16 protein-coding genes and 1 tRNA gene are annotated in these 21,088 nt (G+C 59.6%); 11 read left to right on the forward strand and 6 right to left on the reverse strand.

The window, feature by feature from the left end:
* Positions 1 to 50: 50 nt before the first annotated feature.
* Positions 51 to 1,166 carry a serine hydrolase domain-containing protein gene (locus tag AAFX04_00225; protein MEO1043847.1) on the reverse strand — a complete coding sequence of 372 codons (1,116 nt, stop codon included), beginning with the start codon at positions 1,164 to 1,166 and terminating at the stop codon, positions 51 to 53.
* A 275-nt stretch (positions 1,167 to 1,441) separates the two neighbouring features.
* Here AAFX04_00225 and sucC point away from each other — a divergent pair, with 275 nt between their 5' ends.
* The 7 genes from sucC to AAFX04_00260 all read left to right on the forward strand — a co-directional run bounded on the left by sucC (position 1,442) and on the right by AAFX04_00260 (position 8,669).
* Entirely contained in the window at positions 1,442 to 2,641 is a 1,200-nt protein-coding gene (sucC, locus tag AAFX04_00230; GenBank protein MEO1043848.1) for an ADP-forming succinate--CoA ligase subunit beta, read from the forward strand.
* 205 nt (positions 2,642 to 2,846) lie between these two features.
* Entirely contained in the window at positions 2,847 to 3,593 is a 747-nt protein-coding gene (locus AAFX04_00235) for an electron transfer flavoprotein subunit beta/FixA family protein (GenBank protein ID MEO1043849.1), read from the forward strand.
* Positions 3,593 to 4,522 (forward strand): electron transfer flavoprotein subunit alpha/FixB family protein, encoded by a 930-nt coding sequence (locus AAFX04_00240; GenBank protein ID MEO1043850.1) that lies wholly within the window; start codon positions 3,593 to 3,595, stop codon positions 4,520 to 4,522. The genes AAFX04_00235 and AAFX04_00240 overlap by 1 nt, the downstream gene beginning before the upstream one ends.
* 233 nt (positions 4,523 to 4,755) lie before the next feature.
* Positions 4,756 to 5,775 (forward strand): cupin-like domain-containing protein, encoded by a 1,020-nt coding sequence (locus AAFX04_00245; protein ID MEO1043851.1) that lies wholly within the window; start codon positions 4,756 to 4,758, stop codon positions 5,773 to 5,775.
* A gap of 222 nt (positions 5,776 to 5,997) precedes the next feature.
* Positions 5,998 to 6,069, forward strand: a tRNA-Leu gene (locus AAFX04_00250).
* Between the two features lie 442 nt (positions 6,070 to 6,511).
* Positions 6,512 to 7,672: a slipin family protein gene (locus tag AAFX04_00255; GenBank protein MEO1043852.1), complete on the forward strand. Its 1,161-nt coding sequence runs from the start codon at positions 6,512 to 6,514 to the stop codon at positions 7,670 to 7,672.
* Positions 7,673 to 7,784: 112 nt separating this feature from the next.
* Complete coding sequence (locus AAFX04_00260) at positions 7,785 to 8,669, forward strand: energy transducer TonB (GenBank protein MEO1043853.1); 885 nt, start codon at positions 7,785 to 7,787, stop codon at positions 8,667 to 8,669.
* Positions 8,670 to 8,911: 242 nt separating this feature from the next.
* Here AAFX04_00260 and katG read toward each other — a convergent pair whose 3' ends face one another.
* The 4 genes from katG to AAFX04_00280 form a co-directional block, all read right to left on the reverse strand.
* Positions 8,912 to 11,167, reverse strand: a complete 2,256-nt coding sequence (gene katG / locus AAFX04_00265; GenBank protein ID MEO1043854.1) for a catalase/peroxidase HPI — start codon at positions 11,165 to 11,167, stop codon at positions 8,912 to 8,914.
* Positions 11,168 to 11,379: 212 nt separating this feature from the next.
* Positions 11,380 to 11,976: a hypothetical protein gene (locus AAFX04_00270; protein ID MEO1043855.1), complete on the reverse strand. Its 597-nt coding sequence runs from the start codon at positions 11,974 to 11,976 to the stop codon at positions 11,380 to 11,382.
* 203 nt (positions 11,977 to 12,179) lie between these two features.
* A complete protein-coding gene (gene purD, locus AAFX04_00275) occupies positions 12,180 to 13,460 on the reverse strand; it encodes a phosphoribosylamine--glycine ligase (GenBank protein MEO1043856.1) in 1,281 nt (426 codons plus the stop codon).
* 72 nt (positions 13,461 to 13,532) lie between these two features.
* Positions 13,533 to 14,138 (reverse strand): hypothetical protein, encoded by a 606-nt coding sequence (locus AAFX04_00280; GenBank protein MEO1043857.1) that lies wholly within the window; start codon positions 14,136 to 14,138, stop codon positions 13,533 to 13,535.
* A gap of 72 nt (positions 14,139 to 14,210) precedes the next feature.
* Between AAFX04_00280 and xseA the strand changes: the two genes are divergently transcribed.
* The 3 genes from xseA (at position 14,211) to AAFX04_00295 (ending at position 16,869) form a co-directional block, all read left to right on the forward strand.
* Positions 14,211 to 15,662: an exodeoxyribonuclease VII large subunit gene (gene xseA / locus AAFX04_00285; GenBank protein ID MEO1043858.1), complete on the forward strand. Its 1,452-nt coding sequence runs from the start codon at positions 14,211 to 14,213 to the stop codon at positions 15,660 to 15,662.
* Between the two features lie 77 nt (positions 15,663 to 15,739).
* Positions 15,740 to 15,949, forward strand: a complete 210-nt coding sequence (locus AAFX04_00290; GenBank protein ID MEO1043859.1) for a DUF2093 domain-containing protein — start codon at positions 15,740 to 15,742, stop codon at positions 15,947 to 15,949.
* Complete coding sequence (locus AAFX04_00295; protein MEO1043860.1) at positions 15,949 to 16,869, forward strand: M23 family metallopeptidase; 921 nt, start codon at positions 15,949 to 15,951, stop codon at positions 16,867 to 16,869. The genes AAFX04_00290 and AAFX04_00295 overlap by 1 nt, the downstream gene beginning before the upstream one ends.
* Positions 16,870 to 16,919: 50 nt before the next feature.
* On the opposite strand, the gene AAFX04_00300 is transcribed toward AAFX04_00295, so the two are convergent.
* Positions 16,920 to 17,465 (reverse strand): hypothetical protein, encoded by a 546-nt coding sequence (locus tag AAFX04_00300; GenBank protein MEO1043861.1) that lies wholly within the window; start codon positions 17,463 to 17,465, stop codon positions 16,920 to 16,922.
* Positions 17,466 to 17,927: 462 nt separating this feature from the next.
* Here AAFX04_00300 and AAFX04_00305 point away from each other — a divergent pair, with 462 nt between their 5' ends.
* A complete protein-coding gene (locus AAFX04_00305) occupies positions 17,928 to 21,074 on the forward strand; it encodes a TonB-dependent receptor (GenBank protein ID MEO1043862.1) in 3,147 nt (1,048 codons plus the stop codon).
* Positions 21,075 to 21,088: the final 14 nt, after the last annotated feature.

Here is a 21,088-nt window from a genome sequence, read left to right on the forward strand (position 1 = left end):
CGTCCGTCCGGGATGGTTAGTGCCGGTTCAGTTGCTCTTGGCGTGCCGGTCTATTTGCCCTTGGCATAAAGCCGCAGAAACTCGGCGGCAATAGCGCTATTCTCTACCTGCGTGCGGTTCAACGGGTTTCCCCACCATATGGCTTCGGTGTTGGCAAGAACGATCAGGGTCAGCGATCGGTCCGGAACCTTTAGATAAAGCGCGGAATATTTTTCCGGCTCCCATCCGCTGTGCCACACCAGCCGCATGCCTTGCCAGTTCTGGACATGCCAGCCCCAGCGATAATCCCCATCGGGTCCGACCGGTTTTTTGAAAATTTCCTCGCTATAGGGTTGCGGAATCAGTCCACCGTCCACAGCCCGGTCGAATCGCGCCAGCTGCTCGACACTGGTATAAATGCCCGCGGCGGCGCGAAAGTCATCGTCTGGCAGGCTGGCCTTGACCAATCGCCCCTGCTCAAGGCGGAATGGTTCGGCAAGCCGTTGCAAAGCCTGCCCGCTTTCCGGGTCTCGCCGGCCCAGTGCGGTATGTTCCATGCCTGCCGGCAGCACGGCCTGTTGCCGCACCATGTCGCGAAACGATGCCAGACCAGCCGATTCCAGGGCGCGGTCGATGCGGGCATAGATGATCGGATTATAGACATAACGTTCTCCGGTGCCGTTGACGCGCATATTGAGCGCGTCACGCACGGTCAGCTCTCTGTCGCATGCCACTGGCGCGATGGTGCTGCCATCGGCTGTAGTGGCGCCGCCGCCAAAGGGTATTTCACTGCTTCCCAGCCAGGCGCACAGGCCATCGAAACCGGGATGTGCTTTCAATGGCGTATCGAGTGACAGCAACCCGGCATCCGCACCGCGCAGCATTGCCGCAGCGGTTATCGGCTTGGTGACCGATGCGATGCCGAATACCGTCTGTTCTGTGGTGGGCAGCTCGCCTTCATCGTCGAAATAGCCCAGCATGGCTGACGCGACGGGTCGGCCTTTATGCAGCACCATCGCGGCCAGCGCCGGTGCCGATCGTTGTTCGGCAAAGTCTCGCAGGAACTGTTCAAATTGCCTGGCCTCTTCCGTATCAGCAACCTCGTCATCCGGCTGTGCCATGGAAGGGCTGGGCAGCATCGCCGCCAACGCCAATATGCAGCTTCGGAACATTGCGCATTTCGCCATGGAGACTCCTCACTTTAGCTCTGCAACATCAATCTCTTGCTGCTGTCGTCTACACTTGTCAACGGTTGGCTGTGAGCGTCCGGACCGGGCCTGCCCTTCCTTCCGCAAGATGATGCCGCTGCAACAACAGCGATCCTTTTCTCCATTGCCCTCTGGCAATCGCCTGCTGTCTATGCTTTAGGGACTGCGCAATTTCCCTGAGTCCGCTTTCTCCGGCTGGATGGCCCGCCGGATGGGCGTCGGCAAACAGCATGTAGAAAGGCTGCTCTTCCCCCATGAATATTCATGAATATCAGGCCAAGCAACTCCTGGCGAAACACGGTATCGGCATCCCAACTGGCCATGCGGCCCTGACGGTTGAAGAAGCTGTTGCCGCCGCCGAGAAACTGCCCGGACCGCTCTATGTGGTGAAGGCGCAGATCCATGCCGGTGGTCGCGGCAAGGGCAAGTTCAAGGAGCTCGGTCCCGATGCCAAGGGCGGCGTGCGGCTGGCCAAGTCGGTTGACGAAGTGCGCGAAGCGGCGACCGAAATGCTGGGCAATACGCTGGTGACGATCCAGACCGGCGAGGCCGGCAAGCAGGTCAACCGTCTCTACGTCACCGATGGCGTCGATATTGCCTCGGAATATTATCTCTCGATGCTGGTTGATCGCGCCACCGGCCGTGTGGCCATGGTGGTCTCTACCGAAGGCGGTATGGACATCGAGGCGGTCGCGCATGATACGCCCGAAAAAATCACCACTATCGTTATCGATCCTGCCCAGGGCTTTATGCCGCATCATGGCCGTTCGCTGGCCTTTGCGCTCAAGCTGAAGGGTGATCTCAACAAGGCGGCACAGAAGCTCGGCAAACAGCTTTACCACGCCTTCATGGAAATGGACTGCGAGATGCTGGAGATCAATCCGCTGGTGGAAACCGTGGACGGTCAACTCCTCGTGCTCGACACCAAGATGAGCTTCGACGGCAATGCGCTGTTCCGCCACAAGGACATTGCCGCGCTGCGCGACGAAACCGAGGAAGACCCGGCCGAGGTTGAAGCGAGCGAATATGACCTCGCCTATATCAAGCTCGACGGCAATATTGGCTGCATGGTCAATGGCGCGGGTCTGGCGATGGCGACGATGGACATCATCAAGCTGAATGGCGCTTTCCCGGCGAACTTCCTCGATGTGGGCGGCGGCGCTACCACCGAGAAGGTGACCGCGGCGTTCAAGATCATCCTCGCCGATGATGCGGTCGAGGGCATTCTCGTCAACATCTTTGGCGGCATTATGCGCTGCGACACCATTGCCGAGGGCATTGTCGCTGCGGCGAAGGAAGTGGAACTCGACGTGCCGCTGGTGGTGCGTCTGGAAGGCACCAATGTCGACAAGGGCAAGGCCATTCTCGACAATAGCGGTCTGCCGATCGTCAGCGCCAATGATCTGGGCGATGCGGCGCAGAAGATTGTCGCGCAGGTGAAAGAAGCGGCCTGAGCCGATAGTCAGAACGAAGAAGCGGCGCTTGACGTTAACGTGAACGGAAACTAAAAGGCAGCTATTCAGTTTCCGTTCGCCCTGAGCTTGTCGGAGTCGAAGACGGCGCTAGCGCCAACGGCCGTTCTTTCTTTGAAGTAAGGGCAAGGCTTCGACAGGCTCAGCCCGAACGGTAAAGAAACAAAGCAGTAGGAAGGATAATCACATGAAAATCCTCGTGCCCGTAAAACGGGTGATCGATTACAACGTCAAGCCGCGGGTCAAGGCCGATGGCTCGGGCGTTGACCTCGCCAATGTCAAAATGTCGATGAACCCGTTCGACGAAATTGCGGTCGAAGAAGCCATTCGCCTCAAGGAAGCGGGCAAAGCCGAAGAAGTCGTCGCGGTTTCCATCGGCCCGGCCAAGGCGCAGGAAACCATCCGCACCGCGCTCGCCATGGGCGCCGACCGCGGCATATTGATCGAGACCGATGACGAAGTCGAACCGCTGGGTGTGGCCAAGCTGCTCGCCAAGGTGGTCGAGGAAGAATCGCCGCAGATCATCATGATGGGCAAACAGGCCATTGATGACGACAGCAACCAGACCGGACAGATGCTCGCGGCGCTGGCAGGCACCAGCCAGGCGACTTTTGCCAACACTATCGAGGTTGACGGCGACGCCGCCGTGGTCAAGCGCGAGATTGATGGTGGCCTGCAGACAGTCAAGGTGACGCTGCCGGCGGTGATCACCGCCGATCTGCGTCTCAATGAGCCGCGTTATCCCACCCTGCCGAACATCATGAAGGCCAAGAAAAAGCCGATCGATAACAAGGCTCCCGGTGATTATGGCGTCGATGTCGCGCCACGCCTGAAAACACTGAACGTCAGCGAACCGCCGGTGCGTCAGGCCGGTATCAAGGTGGAAGATGTCGACCAGCTGGTCGGTAAACTCAAAGAATTGGGAGTGGCCTGATGAAGACCCTCGTCCTCGTAGAACATGACAATGCAAGTCTGAAAGACGCTACCCTGTCGGTGGTCACTGCTGCGTCGCAACTGGGTGAAGTCCATGCGCTGGTTGCCGGGTCCGGCTGTGGGGCCGTGGCCGAAGCGGCAGCGAAAATCGCCGGTGTCACCACCGTCCATATCGCCGACGATCCGGCCTATGAGCATGCGCTGGCGGAAAATCTGGCACCGCTGATCGCCGATCTGATGGGCAGCCATGACGCGTTCCTGGCCCCTGCTACCACCACCGGCAAGAATGTCGCGCCGCGCGTCGCAGCCTTGCTCGACGTGATGCAGATTTCCGACATTCTCTCGGTCGAAGGCGACAAGACCTTTACCCGTCCGATCTATGCCGGTAACGCCATCGCGACCGTCGAAAGCAGTGACGAAAAACTGGTGATCACCGTACGCGGCACCGCCTTTGACAAGGCTGCAACCGAAGGCGGCAGTGGCACAGTTGAAGCCGTTTCCGGTTCGGGCGATGCTGGCCTGTCCAGCTTTGTCAGCGAGGAAATCGCCGAGAGCGAGCGTCCGGAACTGACCAGTGCCAAGATCATCGTTTCCGGCGGTCGTGCCCTGGGCTCGAGCGAAAAGTTCGAGGAAGTCATCACCCCGCTGGCCGACAAGCTCGGCGCTGGCATCGGTGCCTCGCGCGCCGCTGTCGATGCGGGCTATGTGCCGAACGACTATCAGGTCGGCCAGACCGGCAAGATCGTCGCCCCGGAAGTCTATATCGCCATCGGCATTTCCGGTGCGATCCAGCATCTGGCGGGCATGAAGGACTCCAAAACGATTATCGCGATCAACAAGGACGAAGACGCTCCGATCTTCCAGATCGCCGATATCGGCCTGGTCGCTGACCTGTTCGATGTGGTGCCCGAGCTGACCGGCAAGGTCTGAACAAACTAATGTTACCCTACTCGTCATGCTGAACTCGGTTCACCTGCGGTGACTGCGTGCCAGCATCTCACGAGAAAAGTGGAACGTAGCAATACAGATCCTGAAACAAGTTCAGGATGACGAAATTATGAGCCCCGGCGTGTCAGCGTCGGGGTTCTCTTTTTGGGCGTCATCAATATGTCATTCTCAATGCCTAAATGTCTTATCTTTGTATCTGACGGACAGTGAATCCTATGGCGACCGCAGCAAATGCTCCCAAGGCCAAGACCGATACGCGCAGCCTGTTGGCCGAGGCGTTGCTCGATGGCTGTGATGAAGCGGAAATGTTTCAGCGGCTTCTGGCTGTGGGAATGAGCGAATCCAAGGCGCGCTATGAGCTGTCGCGCGCGCCGAAAGACCCGCTTTTTGTCGCGGCGAGAAGGCTGCGCGCCCGATTGGGCAAGCGTGACTGGACCCTGGGCATTTACAGCAAACTCGCCGCGATGGATGAGCGTCAGACGTCTATCCCGACCGTTGATGTGATTGACCCGGAGCAATTTTTTCGCGAATTCTATTTTGCCAACCGGCCGGTCAAGCTGACCGGCCTGATTGACCACTGGCCTGCGCTGGAGCGATGGACGCTCGATTATCTCGAGGCAAAGGTCGGCGATGCGATTGTCGAGCTGCAGGCCGAGCGGCAATCGGACGATGATTATGAAATCGTTAAAGACCGCCATAAGCGCCATATCCGCATGGCCGATCTGGTCCGTGCCCTGCGTGCCGATGAAACCAGCAATGATTTCTATATCACCGCCTATAATGACACCACCAACAAACAGGCATTGGCGGCCTTATGGGATGATCTGGGCGCGCTGACGCTGCTGGACGCGGATGGCGTCGCCAACGGCTTTTTCTGGATGGGGCCAAAGGGTACGATCACGCCGTTTCATCATGACCTGACCAATAACCTGCTGCTGCAGATTGCCGGGCGCAAACATATCCGCATGGTTGCCGCACATCATGTCGCGCAGATGCGCAATCATGAACATTGTTTCAGCCAATGGACCGCCGAGGATTTTGATCGGGCAGAGGCGGAAGGCCGCGCTATGCCTCCGATGCTGGAATGCGAAATCGGCCCAGGCGAGGCGATCTTCCTGCCCGTGGGTTGGTGGCACCATGTCACCGGCTTGGACCGGACCATCAGCATGTCCTTTACCGGCTTTGCCAGAGGCAATGATTTCTACAGTGACTATATCACAGACCCGGCATTTTGAGCCCTGATGCCGGTCCCGGGTCTGCTGCTGTCTTCTTCCTGTCATATAAATTCTTCTTTATGTGCGATTTTTTTGTTGCGCTTCGAAAGCAGCGCGCATAGACGGCGCGTCCCCTGGTCATCCGGCGGGGCAGACGTCAACGGTACAGGGTCTCTGCAGGGCCCACCCGCGCAAGGTTCTCATCGGGCCATTGTGTACGGACGCTGCGCTGTCAGATCGGTTGCATGGGTAGCTCAATGGGAGAGCACTAGCTTCAGGCGCTAGGAGCGCGGGTTCGATTCCCGTCTCATCGCACTTGGATAGCTCAACGGTAGAGCACGGAACTGATAACTCCGTTGTTGCAGGTTCGAATCCTGCTCCACACTCGTCCTTCACAGGGACAACAGCCTGTTACGCTGTTTGCAATCTTGAGGGGCCGGGGATCGGCATGTGACGGAAAGCCGGCGGACGGCGGCAAGGGCATCTTCGGATGCCGGCGCGGCCCGAGGCTGGCCTTCCCGATCCATGCCAAAGGAACTGGTGACAGGTGATGGCACCGCCGCATCCGGGCCGAAAAGGCCGGTTTTCGAACCGGTCGGCTCCGCCCGGATGGCTGCTGTGCCCGCTCCCGCGTCACCCGCCCTGCGGCATGCCACCAATCCCCGGTCCTTTTTATCGGGGGACAGAAGGGACGGGAAATGGTTTCCGTCTTCAAAAACAGGAAGAAAGGAAATCCGTGTGACTTAGCCGGATAGTAATGGTGAATGATATGTTGAAGCGATTGATTGACAGGCTGATGGGCCGCAAGCGTGTGCTCATCAATGAAGATGAACGGGCCGTCTGGCTCTATAAGGGTATGGTCAAGGGACTTATCGGACCGGGTGAGCACATGTTGCCGAACCGGGATGGTAGCCTGATGGTGGAACGGCAGGCGCTGGATCGCCAGCTGTTTGTCTCGGCCTATACCCAGGCTGTGCTTGACCGGCTGGAAGAGGATGTGGCGACACATCTGACCCAGGTCCGCACGAGCGAAAACGAGATAGCTGTCATCGAGCGCGACGGAATGATCAACACCATTCTCAAGCCGGATGGCAAGCTGGTTCTGTGGACCGATGCCGGTCCGTGGACGTCGCAGCTTATCGACATTGCCGATGAGCCGCGGGTCTCGGCCAGGTTGCTCAAGCGGCTGCAAAAGGCCGGCCAGATGCAGCAGGTGATGCTGGTAGAGGTTGACGAGGGCAAGACCGCGCTCGTTTCGATCGACGGCCAGCTGGCCGATACGCTGGCACCGGGCGTCTATGGTTACTGGACCCCGGGCCGCAAGGTCATCGCACGCCAGATCGATCTGGCGCGCCAGTCGCTCGATGTCGCGGGGCAGGAAATCCTGACCCGTGACCGGGTGACGCTGCGGGTCAACATTGCGGCGGAATACCGCGTTGTTGATCCGGTCAGGGCGGTGACCGAGGTGCGCGACTTTGCCGATGCGCTCTATCGCGGATTGCAGTACGCCTTCCGCAAGACGCTCGGCGCCATGACGCTCGACCAGATCCTGGAAAACAAGGTCTCGGTCGATGCCGAAGCGGCGGAAAAGGTGCGTGCCGACATGGCCGCCATCGGTATCGAGGTTTCGGAAATCTCGCTCAAGGATGTTATCCTGCCGGGCGAGATGCGCGAAATCCTGAACCAGGTGGTCGCCGCGCAGAAGGAGGCGGAAGCCAATGTCATCCGGCGTCGTGAAGAAACGAACGCAACCCGTTCGCTGCTCAACACGGCCAAGGTGATGGCGGACAACCCGGTCATGCTCCGTTTGAAGGAGCTGGAGTCGCTGGAAAGCATCGCGACCAAGGTGGACAAGCTGACGGTTACCAACGGTACCGCTGGCCTGATGAATGATCTGGTCAAGCTTTCCGACGACTGACCGGCCCAAACGGAAACCCCGGCGCGCTGCAATAGCGCGCCGGGGTTTTTTGTCATGATCATGCCATAAAAGTGGTTATCTTGCAGCCGCAGATAGTTTTTTCGGGAAAGTCATGTCCATTACTGACACTGTAAAGCGAAGTCTTGCCATCACGCTGGCGCTTTCTATTACCACCCCCGCACTGGCCAAGCGCGAGCCGGTTGTGTTTGCGCCTACCGGCAAATGGGTGGTCAGCTATGATGAAGACGGCTGCAGCATGCTGCACAGCTATGCTGCGGGTGATGACAAGGCTGTCGTGATTTTCCGTCGTTACGCGCCGGGCAGTTCTTTCCTGCTAACCCTTGCGGGGGATCCGTTTCGGGCGAAAGGGCGGGCAAAATCCGCAACGCTGCGTTTTGGCCCCGATGAGGATGAGATTGATCTGCTCTTTTTCTCGGGCAAGCTTGGCGACAATATTCCCGCCATGGTATTCAGCCAGAGCACGAACGGCCTTTCACAACCACCGGAAGCCGACGAGACGTGGCCGGGAAAAGAGGCCATTCTCGCGAGACAGCGGGCGATACAGTCTCTGGAGGTCAGTAAAGCAGTGCGGCGCCCGGTCAGGTTCGAACTGGGTTCCATGGAAAAGCCACTCGCGGCATTCGGCAAATGCATTGATGACCTGGTCTCGAACTGGGGCCTCGACCCGGAAACGCAGAAAAGCTTGACGCGTCGCCCCGAAGCCAAGCGAAGCCCGGCCAAATGGGACATAGAATATCCTGCTGACATGCTGCTTCAGGGGCAGCCGGCAATCGTCAATTTCCGGTTGATGATCGACAGTAGTGGCGCGGTGCAAAGCTGCCATATTCAGCGCACCACAAGGTTAAAGGAATTTGATGACGCCGTGTGCAAGTCGATCATGCGGCGCGCGACCTTCGAACCTGCGCTGGATGCGACGGGACAGCCTGTCGCCAGCTATTATGTCAGCCGGGTGCGCTTCCAGATCGGCGATGGCTAATTCTGCAGCATGGGGCTTTGCGCTTGCAGTCAATCGCGCCACAGGCTGCTAGCTGTGATGCCGATGCGGTGTTCGTCTGATGCTCGCGAGGGCGTGACGAATGAAATAAGCTGGCCCGGCTTGCCGGCGAGCGATCGGGCCGTTGCCGAGGTGACAAAATGAGCCCCGGAGGCGTCAATGCTGCGCTTCCGGGGCTTGTATTTGCGACCTGAAGGGTCTTTTCGCGGCTCTTTCCTGGCCGTTTATTGCGCGTCGAAACGGTCGAGCATCATCACCTTGGTCCAGGCTTTGACAAAGTCATCGACAAACACCTGCTCGGCATCGTCATAGGCATAGGTCTCGGCCACAGCGCGCAGTTCCGCATTGGAGCCGAACACCAGATCAACCTCGGTCGCGGTCCATCTGGCTGCACCGCTGGCGCGATCAGTGCCTTCGTAAATGCCCTTGCTGGTTTCCGACGGTTTCCATTCGGTGGCCATGTCGAGCAGATTGACGAAAAAGTCATTGCTCAGGACGCCCGGGCGATCGGTGAAGACGCCGTGCTGTGATCCGCCGACATTGGCGTTAAGCGCGCGCAGACCGCCGACCAGTGCGGTCATTTCCGGCACCGTCAGCGTCAGCATATCGGCCCGGTCGATCAGCATGTCGCTGGGGCTGAGGCGCGCGCGTTCGCTATAATAGTTGCGGAAGCCATCGGCAGCGGGGCGCAGCAATTCGAAAGAGTCCACATCCGTCTGTTCCTGACTGGCGTCGCCGCGACCCGGGGTGAACGGCACGGTGACGCTGTGGCCGGCAGCTTTTGCCGCATCCTCGATACCGACAGCACCGGCAAGCACGATCAGGTCGGCCATGCTGACCGTCTTGCCGTCAGCGTTGAAACCGGCCTGCACACGCTCCAGTGCGCCCAGTACGGTGCCGAGCTCATCCGGGTTGTTGACATCCCAGCCATTTTGCGGCGCCAGACGCAGGCGGCCACCATTGGCACCGCCACGATAATCGGTGTCGCGAAAGGTCACGGCTGCGGCCCAGGCCGCGCGGACCATTTCCGATGTGCCAAGGCCGGTGTCGCGGATGGCCTGTTTCAGCGCAGCAATATCCTCACCATTCAGCGCATCCGAGCGTTTTGCCGGTATCGGGTCCTGCCAGATCTGGCTGTCACCGGGCACCTCGGCACCGACATAGCGCGCTTTCGGTCCGAGATCGCGATGGGTCAGCTTGAACCAGGCACGGGCAAAGGCTGCATCCATGCTGCCGCGGTTTGCCAGGAAACGCCTGGTGATCTTGCCATATTCCGGGTCATAGCGCAGCGCCAGGTCGGTGGTCTGCATTACCGGGGGAACATATTTGTTCGGGTCATGCGCATCGGGTACGATCTTCAGATTTTCCGCGTCTTCCGGCACCCATTGTATCGCGCCACCGGGGCTGCGGGTCTGCACCCAGTCAAAAGCGTAGAGATTTTCGACATAATTGTTGCTCCACACCGCAGGCGACGACGTCCATGCGCCTTCCAGGCCGCTGGTCACCGTGTCTTCGGCATTGCCTTTGCCGCAGCGGTTTTTCCAGCCAAAGCCCTGCTCTTCAACGCCTGCGGCTGCCGGTTCAGGGCCGTTGCATTCCGCACCCTTGTGCGCGCCATGCGCCTTGCCAAGCGTGTGGCCGCCGACGATCAGCGCGACGGTTTCCTCGTCGTTCATGCCCATGCGGCCAAAGGTGGTGCGGATATCACCGGCGGCCCCGAGAATATCGGGATTGCCTTCCGGGCCTTCGGGATTGACGTAGATCAGGCCGATCTCCGAAGCGGCGAGCGGCTTTTCCAGTTCGCGGTCGCCCGAATAGCGTTTGTCGGAGCTCAGAAACTTGGTTTCCGCGCCCCAATAGACCAGCTCCGGTTGCCAGGCATCGGTGCGACCACCGGAAAAGCCATAGGTTGTGAACCCGGCCTGCTCGAGCGCGACATTGCCGGACAGAACGATCAGGTCCGACCAGGACAGGTTCTTCCCGTATTTCTGTTTGACCGGCCACAACAGGCGCCGGGCCTTGTCCAGATTGCCGTTGTCGGGCCAGCTGTTGAGCGGTTCAAAGCGGATCTGGCCGCCATCCGAACCGCCGCGACCGTCACCGGCGCGATAGGTGCCGGCGCTGTGCCAGGCGAGACGGATGAAAAGCCCACCATAGGTGCCGAAATCGGCGGGCCACCAATCCTGCGATGTGGTCAGAACCTCGGCAATATCGGCTTTGACAGCGTCAAGATCGAGCTGGGCAAAAGCCGCAGGATAGTCAAAATCTTCGCCTGCCGGGTCCGCAGTGTAGCGGTTTTTTCGCAGCTCGGACAAATCAACCTGGTCAGGCCACCAGAAGCTGTTCGGTCGGGCCTTGGCGGCTGACGGATGTTCGGTCGGGCGGTCGCCGCCAATAAAGCCGGGCGGGGTAGCATATGCGGTGCTGGCCAGGCTCAGCGCTGCGGTTGTTGCCAAAAGCGATTTCAGGGTATGGCGCATCGGGAATCCTCACATTGCTCGGTGATCACAAAACGGTTCAGATGAGCGCACGTCAGGACCGCGAACCAATGCCGGAATCGGGCATTGTACGGGGCAGGCGCATCTGCAGGGCGAGGCCTAGCAGTGCGTTACAGATTGAGAAAATGATAATTCTCAATCACAATAAGTGATAGGACCGATAAGAAGGCCTGGGAGCCCACAGTAAAACCGGCTCAGATCTTGCCGTATTTCGCCTCGAATCCGGCGATGTCGTCCTTAGCCAGATATCTCGCCTGGTCGACCCAATTGTCCCGGGTGATGCGGCCCTTGAAATTGCCAAGATAGCCGTCGACTTCGGCGGTGTCGGCCTCGGTCCAGGCTGCAATCTGGTCATATCGGCTGACTCCAAGCGAGCCGAGCAGGGTGTTGAGTTTGGGACCGATGCCCTTGATCTTGCTGAGGTCATCAGGTTCGCCTGTGGCAGCGGCGATATTGGGCTTGCTGTTGTCGGTCGGTTCGGCTGCGGCAGGGGCCGGTGCCGGCATTTGCGCGATCGGATTGGCCCTGGCGGCAGGCTGCTTGTCGATCCTCAGTTCATCGCGGGCCTGTTCCAGATCCTTGTTCAGCGCCACCGTCTCTTTGCGGTCGCGTGTCAGCACCGAGGCAACTTCCTCGGTCATATCCTCCAGCGCCTGATCGTCGCCATCCTCGAACGGGCGTGCTCCCCCCTCGGATATGTGGTCACGGCCTGGACGTGAGACCAGCCACCAGATAAGGATGAGCACCAGCAATGCCGCTATGCCGATGACGATCCAGTTTTCCGTTGTCATATCATGCCCTTCCTCAGCAGGTCAGGGCATATGCGCTTGGCGGGGCGGGCAAGTCAATGCCGCTCAGGCGGTTAATCCCTGTGCGGCTCAGGGACAGATAGGCACGGATATTCGATTTAGTCGCTTGGCAACTGGCGGCTGTGTCATATAGGTAAAAGACAGCGCTGCCGGTTGCATATTCGCGATGTTGGCCAGTCAGCGCATCAGTCGCTTTCCTGCCGTGCAATCTCGCGCCAGCCAATATCGCTGCGCCAGAAACCATCTGGGAAATCAATCAGGTCCACGGCATCATATGCCTCTTCCCGCGCCTGTGACAGCGTTTCGCCTGTGGCGCAGACATTGAGCACTCGCCCGCCATTGGCGATCAGCTGGTCCTTGTCCAATGCGGTGCCCGCATGAAAGACTTTGGCACCACGCGCCTCGGCATGATCAAGGTCATTGAGTGGCGCCGCTTTTTCCGGCTTGCCGGGATAGCCCTTGGCCGCCATGACGATGGTGATTGCGCTCTGAGAGCTGAATGCCGGTGCGGTGCAATCGGCCAGTCTGGCTTCGGCGGTGGCCAGCATCAATTCGGCGAGATCACTGTCCAGCCGCATCATCAGCACCTGACATTCCGGGTCGCCGAAGCGGCAATTATACTCGATCAGCTTGGGGCCATGGGCCGTCAGCATCAGCCCGGCATAGAGCACACCCGAATAGGGCGTGCCCCGTGCCGCCATGGTCTTGACCGTCGGGACGATGATCTTTTCCATCACCTCGACCTGCAGCGCAGCGTTGAGCACCGGTGCCGGGCTATAGGCGCCCATACCGCCGGTATTGGGGCCGGTATCGCCATCGCCAACGCGCTTATGGTCCTGCGCTGTGCCCAACGGTACCACCGTCTCGCCATCGGTGAGCGCGAAAAAGCTGGCTTCCTCGCCATCGAGAAATTCCTCGATCACCACTTCGGCCCCGGCATTGCCAAAGCCCCCGGCAAACATATGGCCGATGGCATCAGCCGCTTCTTCAGCGGTGTGAGCGATGATCACCCCCTTGCCTGCGGCCAGTCCATCTGCCTTGATCACCACCGGCAGGCTGAATCGCTGCAGCGCCGCCCGGGCTTCGGCGATATGCGTGGCGCGGACATAGGCGGCGGTGGGGATATGCGCTTCATCGCATAACGCCTTGGTAAAGGCCTTTGATCCCTCCAGCTGTGCCGCCGCTGCAGATGGCCCGAAAACCGCAATATCGGCGCTGCGCAGCGAATCGGCCAGCCCATCGACCAGCGGCGCTTCGGGGCCGATCACCACCAGGCCGATGCCATTGTCGCGGCAGAAATCACCTATTGCCGCATGGTCAGCGACATTGAGAGCGACGCAATCGGCCAGTTCTGCCATGCCCGGATTGCCGGGCGCGGCATGGATTTTCTGCACCTGTGGAGATTGCGCCAATTTCCAGCACAAGGCATGTTCGCGCCCGCCGCCGCCGATAAGCAATATATCTATCATGGGTCCGAACCCTAATCATTGTCAGGGCCAGCGGCAATGAACGGCGCGGGGCTTTTCCCCATCGGTCGATCAATAATTGTCGCCGCGTATCAGCGAGACCGGCGATGCCTGACCGAAAGTGTTGACGCACTGACCCCGTAAAAAGCCGCCATCGGGTGTCAACCGTGCCTGGCAATTGGCGACGCCATTTACGACCGGGGCCTGCCACTGCATGGTGCCGCCGACAATGACTCCTTCGAGCGGGACGGCATTGGGCATGCTGAGTGGCAATATGACAAAATCACTGCCATCCTGCTCGATGGCGAAGCGTGTCCCCATGGTTTCGGCAATCCACAGGCCGGAAAGATCGATTGCCAGATTTGTCGGCGGGGGTGGCAATTCGGCCAGCGGCAGCGCTTCGCCTTTGCCATAGATATTGCCCATATCTTCTTCGGGTGCTTCCGCCCCGGCATTGGATGCGTCAGTGCCTGTTCCTGGCTGTGGCTCTGTGCCGGGCTGATCGAGGCTGGAAGCGGGCGGCGCGACGGCTACGGTCTGGCTGCTATCGGCGTTGTTCGCGCTATCGTCCTTGCCGCCAAAGGCGCCGGTCTGGATCAGCGCGACTATGATGCCGCCGGCTGCGGTGATCAGCGCCGTGACGATCGCGATTTTGCTGCCATTTCCACCCTCAGCCATATGTCTCGTCCCCTGATTATCCTGTCATCCCGCTTATTTGACCAATCGCCATGTTATACCTATCGGTCGCTTATGACCATCCACCAAAACCAGCCCGGTGATAATGCGCCGCCGCTTACCATCAGCGAGATTTCCGCCGCGCTCAAGCGCACGGTTGAGGATCGCTTCGGCCATGTGCGGTTGCGGGGTGAGATTTCCGGCTTCAAACGTGCGGCATCGGGTCATGTTTATATGGCTCTGAAAGACGAAAAAGCGGTAATTGACGGCGTGATCTGGCGCGGCAATGCCGCGCGGCTGGGCTTTGCGCCGGAAGATGGTCTTGACGTTATCGCCACCGGCAAGGTCACCACCTATGCCGGTCGGTCGAAATACCAGATCGTTATCGAGCGGCTCGAGCTGGCGGGCGAAGGCGCGCTGATGCAGCTGTTCGAGAAGCTGAAGGCGCGGCTGGGTGAAGAGGGCCTTTTCGCACCGGAGCGCAAAAAGCCGCTGCCGTTTCTGCCGCGCACCATCGGTGTGGTGACCTCGCCAACCGGCTCTGTGATCCGCGATATATTGCATCGCCTCGCCGACCGCTTCCCCAGCCATGTGCTGGTCTGGCCGGTACTGGTACAGGGTGAGGGGGCGGCGGAGCAGATCGCCAGCGCGATCCGCGGTTTTTCGGATATGCCCGCCAATGGTGAGGTGCCAGGGCCCGATCTCGTCATTGTCGCGCGCGGCGGCGGTTCGATCGAGGATCTGTGGAGTTTCAATGAGGAAGTGGTGGTCCGCGCCATCGCCGATTGCGCCATCCCGCTGATCAGCGCTGTCGGCCATGAAACCGATACGACATTGGCCGATTATGCCGCCGATCGTCGCGCACCGACGCCCACGGCTGCGGCCGAGATGGCGGTACCGGTGCGCGCTGAAATTGCGGCGCAACTGGACGAACTGGGCCTGCGTGCCGGACGTGCCGTGCGGCGGCAACAGGCATTGGCGGTCGAGCGGCTGGAGCAGCGGGTGCGGCTACTGCCGAAACGCGAAGCGCTGTTCGCTCCCGCCATGCAGCGGCTCGACGAACAGGGTGAGCGGCTGGGACGGGCGCTGGGTTTCAGCCATCAACGCGCCGGTGATGCGCTGCGCAACGTTTCCGGTCGACTGGATCCGCAACTCTTGTCGCGGCGTGCCGAAGCTGCAGTGCGCGATCTGGCGCGCCTGCCTTTGCGACCGGCCCTGGTCACCGCGCCGCATGGCCGTGCGGTCGAGCGCCTCGGTGCATTGGAGCGCCTGCTGGCGCAATGCCACCCCGATGCGCCGCTGCAGCGCGGCTATGCCAAGGTTACGGACATGACTGGTGCAATTGTGGATTCGGCAGCGGCGGCAAAGGCTGCCGGAGAGGTTGGCCTTCACTTTTCCGATGGTACAGTTGCAGCGTGGATTGAAGGGGCCGCCAAAGCAGAAAAAGCGTCACCTGTTGCCCCTGCCCCAAAGCCGGCCCGGCGCAAGCCAGCCGGGCAAAATGCGGATCAGCCGAAGCTGTTATAGGCCCGGATCGCATCACGAGCGGTTTCCAATCGGGCTTGTAAACGCTATAGTCAGGCCGAATATTGTAGGGATACAGCATGTTGTTATCGAACAAGAACCGTATGGCCAAGCTGCATTATCTGCCCGGCACCTTCCGCATCGTGTCTTCGGGCGATCATGTCGTATGCGCGGTATCGGGTGAGCGTATCGGCCTGGAAGATCTGCGTTATTGGAGCGTAGAGCGGCAGGAGCCCTATGCCACAGCCGAAATATCGGTGCAGCAGGCCCTGGCTGGAGCGGATCGCTGATGCCAGGGCGCAAATCGGCCATTGCCCTCGCCTGCGCAGCCTTGGCCATTGGCACCGCTTTTGCGGCGCCCGATGGTGATCCGCAGCGCCCTCAAAATACAACAGTAAATTCCCAGGCCATGGCCGATCGCGCGCTGGCAGCCGGCAAGGCACTGGTCCCGGTCGAAGAACTGATCATCGCCGATAATGCGATTCAGGGCGGGGTTTTGCTCGGAGAGATTCGGGGCGATATCGCTCAGTTGATGCTCAATGGCGAGCCGCTCAAGATCGCCGAGGATGGGCGCTTCATGGTCGCCTTTAACCGGGATGCCGATTCCTCGGCGCTGCTTACCGCCCGATTTGCCTCCGGCGCGACCGAGAGCCAGCTTATCTCCGTGGCCAAACGCAAATGGAATATTGAGCGGGTCAACCTGCCCCGGCGCAAGCGCACCGCCAGCGCTTCATGGCAGCGCCGCCGTGCACCCGAACTGGAAGCGATCGGTGCGGCGCGGGCCATGGACACCGGCGCCGAAGGCTGGCGGCAGGATTTTGCCTGGCCTGCAAAGGGCCGCATTTCCGGCATGTTCGGCAATCAGCGCATCTATGCCGGTACGCCGGGCGGCTATCATACCGGAATAGACATTGCCGCACCTACTGGCACGCCGATTGTGGCGCCTGCTGATGGCGTGGTTACGCTGGCTGCGGACAAACCCTTTTCGCTTGAGGGCAATCTGCTGATGCTCGACCATGGCATGGGCCTGAACAGTGCCTTTCTGCACCTCTCCAAAATCGCGGTGAGGAAGGGCGATAGAGTTCGCAAAGGCCAATATATCGGCAATATCGGCGCCACCGGCAGCGCTACAGGCCCGCATCTCCACTGGAGCATCAAATGGGGTGCCGCGCGGCTCGACCCGATCTTGCTTACCGGGCCGATGTCCTAGCCGAAAAAAGCTCGAAACCCGTTGCCCCGGAGATGATTGGACCGGCGTGCTTAGTTAATGCGCCGCACCTTGAATGACTTTCCACCTTCTGGTGTGGCGACGAAAGCACCCAGCGCGCCGCGCTTTATCTCGACGGTATCATTGGTGCGCGGGCCTCTGCGATTCCGCCGCGATTCTGCCTGTATCCAGCGGGCGCCGGTATCGAGTGTCATGATCCAGCGACCATCGCGCTGTTGCCGCACCGATTTTATCGTTGCCGTGATGCTTCTAACGCCCTCATCATCGGCATCGCCGAACAACGGGTTTTCGCTCAGGCTGAGACCGAACAGCTCGCGCCGGGCTTTCTCGACATCCTTGCGCTCTGCGACAATCACCTCACCCGCATTCTGTGCCTGACTGAAGGATCGCACCTCGCGGTCATAACAGGCCAGCCGTTCGCTATCATCCTCTATGTCGAGACAGGCATAGAGGCTGTTGGCAATGTCTGCGGTCTCGATTCTGTCGCGCTGTTGCGCCGGTGCTGCGGTGGCGAGGCTTGCAAGGCAAATGGCGGTAACGCTGAGGGTGACAGGCCTGATTGCGATTCGGCTGTACATGATCTTCTCCCCGGGGAAATGGTGTCTGCACGGACATTAGCCATGTTGGATGCAGCAGGAAAGCGTGTTCCGCACCTGGGTCGGGCCGCCACTATCCGACAGCCGGAACCGGAGTCGCTATCATTGATGCCTGGTCGTCCTGCCAGGCACAAAACAGGGTTGTCTGCCATTGCGGAAATGTTGGCCAGAATCGCGAAATCCGGGGTTTGAGACGTCAATATTGCCCGGCTGGCGATGTCTCCGAAACGAAATGTTGCAATTTTGTCTCACTGCTGCACGAAAGTGCCAGATCACGGGCAAGCGCGCTTTACAGCAGGCAGATGGCGCGGCAGATGTGTTTCCTGAGCAGTTAGTTGTGCGCTGGGTGTGTTTTTTGAAATAAATGCACAGCACCGCAAACTGCCTTGAATTTAGTAAGCTCTGTCAAAAAGAGCATGTGATCCAAAACCAAGGGGACATTACGTGAAAAGACAAACTGTCATCCAACAGCTCAAGACCGGTGCTGCACCGGTCGTATTGGGGCTGTCGCTGATCGCTTCGCCTGCCTTTGCGCAGGACCAGGCGCCTGAAGATGTTCAGGAAGCCGATGATCAGGGTCCGGGCGCTGACGAGACACCCATCGTCGTTACCGGTACTCTTATCAAGAACCCGGCGATTGAAGCGACCAACCCGGTTGCGGTTATCTCGTCCGAGGAACTGGAACTGCGTCAGACCAACGTTGCGGAAGAATTTCTGCGTCAGTTGCCGGCATCTGTTCCGAGCATCGGCTCGGCGGTTAACAACGGCAACGGCGGTGCCGCCTTCGTCAACCTGCGTGGCGTCGGCTCGGTCCGTAACCTCGTCCTGTTGGACGGCAAGCGCTTCGTGCCTGCTGACTCCACCGGTCGTGTCGACCTGAACTCCATTCCGCTGGCGGTTCTGGAGCGTACCGACATCCTGACCGGCGGTGCTACCACCACTTACGGTGCCGACGCGGTTTCGGGTGTTATCAACTTCATCACCCGTCGTGATTTTGCCGGCATCGATGCCAGCGTCGCTTCGCAGATCACCGAGCAGGGTGATGGCGCGGTCTTCCGTACCGACATCACCATCGGCGCGAACTTCGATGATGGCCGCGGTAACGCAGTCCTCAGCGTCGGCTATCAGAATGCCGATGAAGTGCTGCAGGGCGGTCGTGATTTCTCGCTGTTCAACGTCAGCTCCTTCTCGGGCAACCCAGGCGGTTCCTCGAACGCGGTTCCGGCGAACATCATCTTCGCCAGCCTGACCGACCCGGCCAGTATCTGTGATCCAGCGATCACCGATCCCACAATGTGTCCGCTGGTTGCGGGCAGTGCGAACCCGGCCAATAACGGTCGCCAGCAGGTTCCGAACGGCTTCGGCTTTACCAACGGCATCATTGCACAGATCAACCAGGCCGGTACCGATATCGAGCTGGACGATCCGTTCAACAACGGCCTGTTCAACCCGAATCCGTTCAACTTCAACCCGTTCAACATTTTCCAGACTCCGTTTGAGCGCTTCAACATCTTCGGTTCGGCGCGCTACGAGATCAACGAGAATGTCGAACTCTACACCCAGGGCACCTTCACCCGTCAGACCGTTTCGACGATCATTGCGCCGGGTGGTTCGTTCTTCAACACCTATCAGTTGAACCTGAACAACCCACTTATTCCTGACGCGATTGCCGAGCGCTTCGGTGCTGGCCTTGGCCTGTTCGGTGCCGACTTTGATGCGGCCCGCAACACGCAATTCGGTCCGACCTTGGCCAATGGTGATCCCAACCCGGATTATGTCCAATTCGCTGCTCAGGTACGTCGTCGTTCTGTCGAGGCCGGTACGCGTAACTCCGACTTCACCACCACGCTGTTCAACATCGTGGCCGGTGTCCGCGGTAACATCACCGATTACATCCAATATGACGTGTCGGGTACCTATGGTGAGAGTGAACGTATCCAGCGTCAGAGCGGCTTTGCCCGTTTCGAGCGTCTGCAGCAGTCGCTGCTCGCCATTCCCGATGGCACAGGTGGTGCGGTCTGTACCGATACAACGGCAGGCTGTTTGCCGATCAACCTCTTCGGCACGCTGGGCAACCTCGGTTCGCCTGAGACAATCGGTTTTGTCTTCGACCTGACACAGCAGGTGATCAACACCTCGACCATTGCTACTGTTAACGGCACCATCACCGGTGACTTTGACGGTTTCGCAATCGCCGAGACCCCGATCGCCTTCGCTGCCGGTGTCGAATATCGTGAATTCACCGCCACGCGTCTTTCGGACGAAGCTTCGCAGACTCCGGGCGCGGTTGTCGGTGGCGGCGGTGCCGCTCCGGACATTAACGGTTCCTACGATGTGCTCGATGCTTTCGGTGAGATCGTCATTCCTATCCTCGAAGGTCAGTCCTTCGCTGAGGAACTGGTCCTTGAAGCGGGTGTTCGTTACTCCGACTATTCGACCGCAGGCACCGAATGGACCTGGAAAGCCGGCGCAAGCTGGACCCCGGTCAACGGTCTGACCTTCCGCGGTAACTTCCAGCGTGCGGCACGTGCGCCGAACATCGGTGAACTGTTCGTTCCGGTTGTGACCGGTCTGGCCAACCTGCAGAATGAGCCGTGTCAGGGCCCGACGCCGCCAACCGGTGGTCTGCTCGAAGCCTGTCTGGCTCAGGTGCCGGCTGGCTCGCCGGGTGCAGCTGCTATCGCAGCCGGCCAGGTTCAGCCGCCTGCCGCTGGTCAGATCAACGTGACCACGGGCGGTAACCCGAATCTGGGCGTTGAAGAAGCTGAGACCTACACCTTCGGTGTGATCATTCAGCCGGAAGAAATTCCGGGTCTGACGGTTACGGTCGACTATTTCAACATCGCGGTTGACGGTGCAATCAGTACCCCGGCTGTGGGTGACGTCATCAGCGCCTGTTTCGACAACCCGTCGGCGGCTAACCCGAACTGCGGTATCGACCGTATTTCGCGTAACCCGACCACTGGTGGTATCGATGGTGCGCCTGACGAGACCCCGGGTCTGTTCCTCAATGCGAGTAACCTGGGCCGGATCCGGACCGACGGTATCGATCTGACCATCTTCTATGGCACCGATCTGACCGACAATATCGGCCTGAACGTCTCGTTCAACGGTACCTGGACCAACGAAAACCGGTTCCAGGCCACCCCGGCAAGTCTTGACCGTGATTGCGTTGGCTTCTTCAGCGTCAACTGTGGTTCGCCGCAGTCTGAATTCGCCTGGAACCAGCGTACCTCGCTGATCTTTGACGATGAGCTGACCGTATCGCTCCTGTGGCGCTTCCTGAGCGGCCTGGAGCAGGAACCGGATGATATTGCCAACCAGGGCTCGGCCTTTATTGGTAATTCGCCGATCTTCGGTGACGTGGACTTCACCCAGATCCCCGATGAGAGCTATTTTGACCTCTCGCTGCAGTGGGATGCTACGGAAAATCTGCTGTTCACCTTCACGGTACAGAACCTGTTCGATAACCAGCCGGCAATCGTTGGTTCGAACATCGGTACCACGGCGTTCAACAGCGGTAATATCTTCCCGTCGAGCTATGACCCGCTGGGTCGTCGCTATGCGGCTACCGCACGTCTGCGGTTCTGATAGTAACCACAGAT

Source organism: Pseudomonadota bacterium (assembly GCA_039818985.1).
Classification (GTDB): Bacteria; Pseudomonadota; Alphaproteobacteria; order Sphingomonadales; family Sphingomonadaceae; genus Alterisphingorhabdus.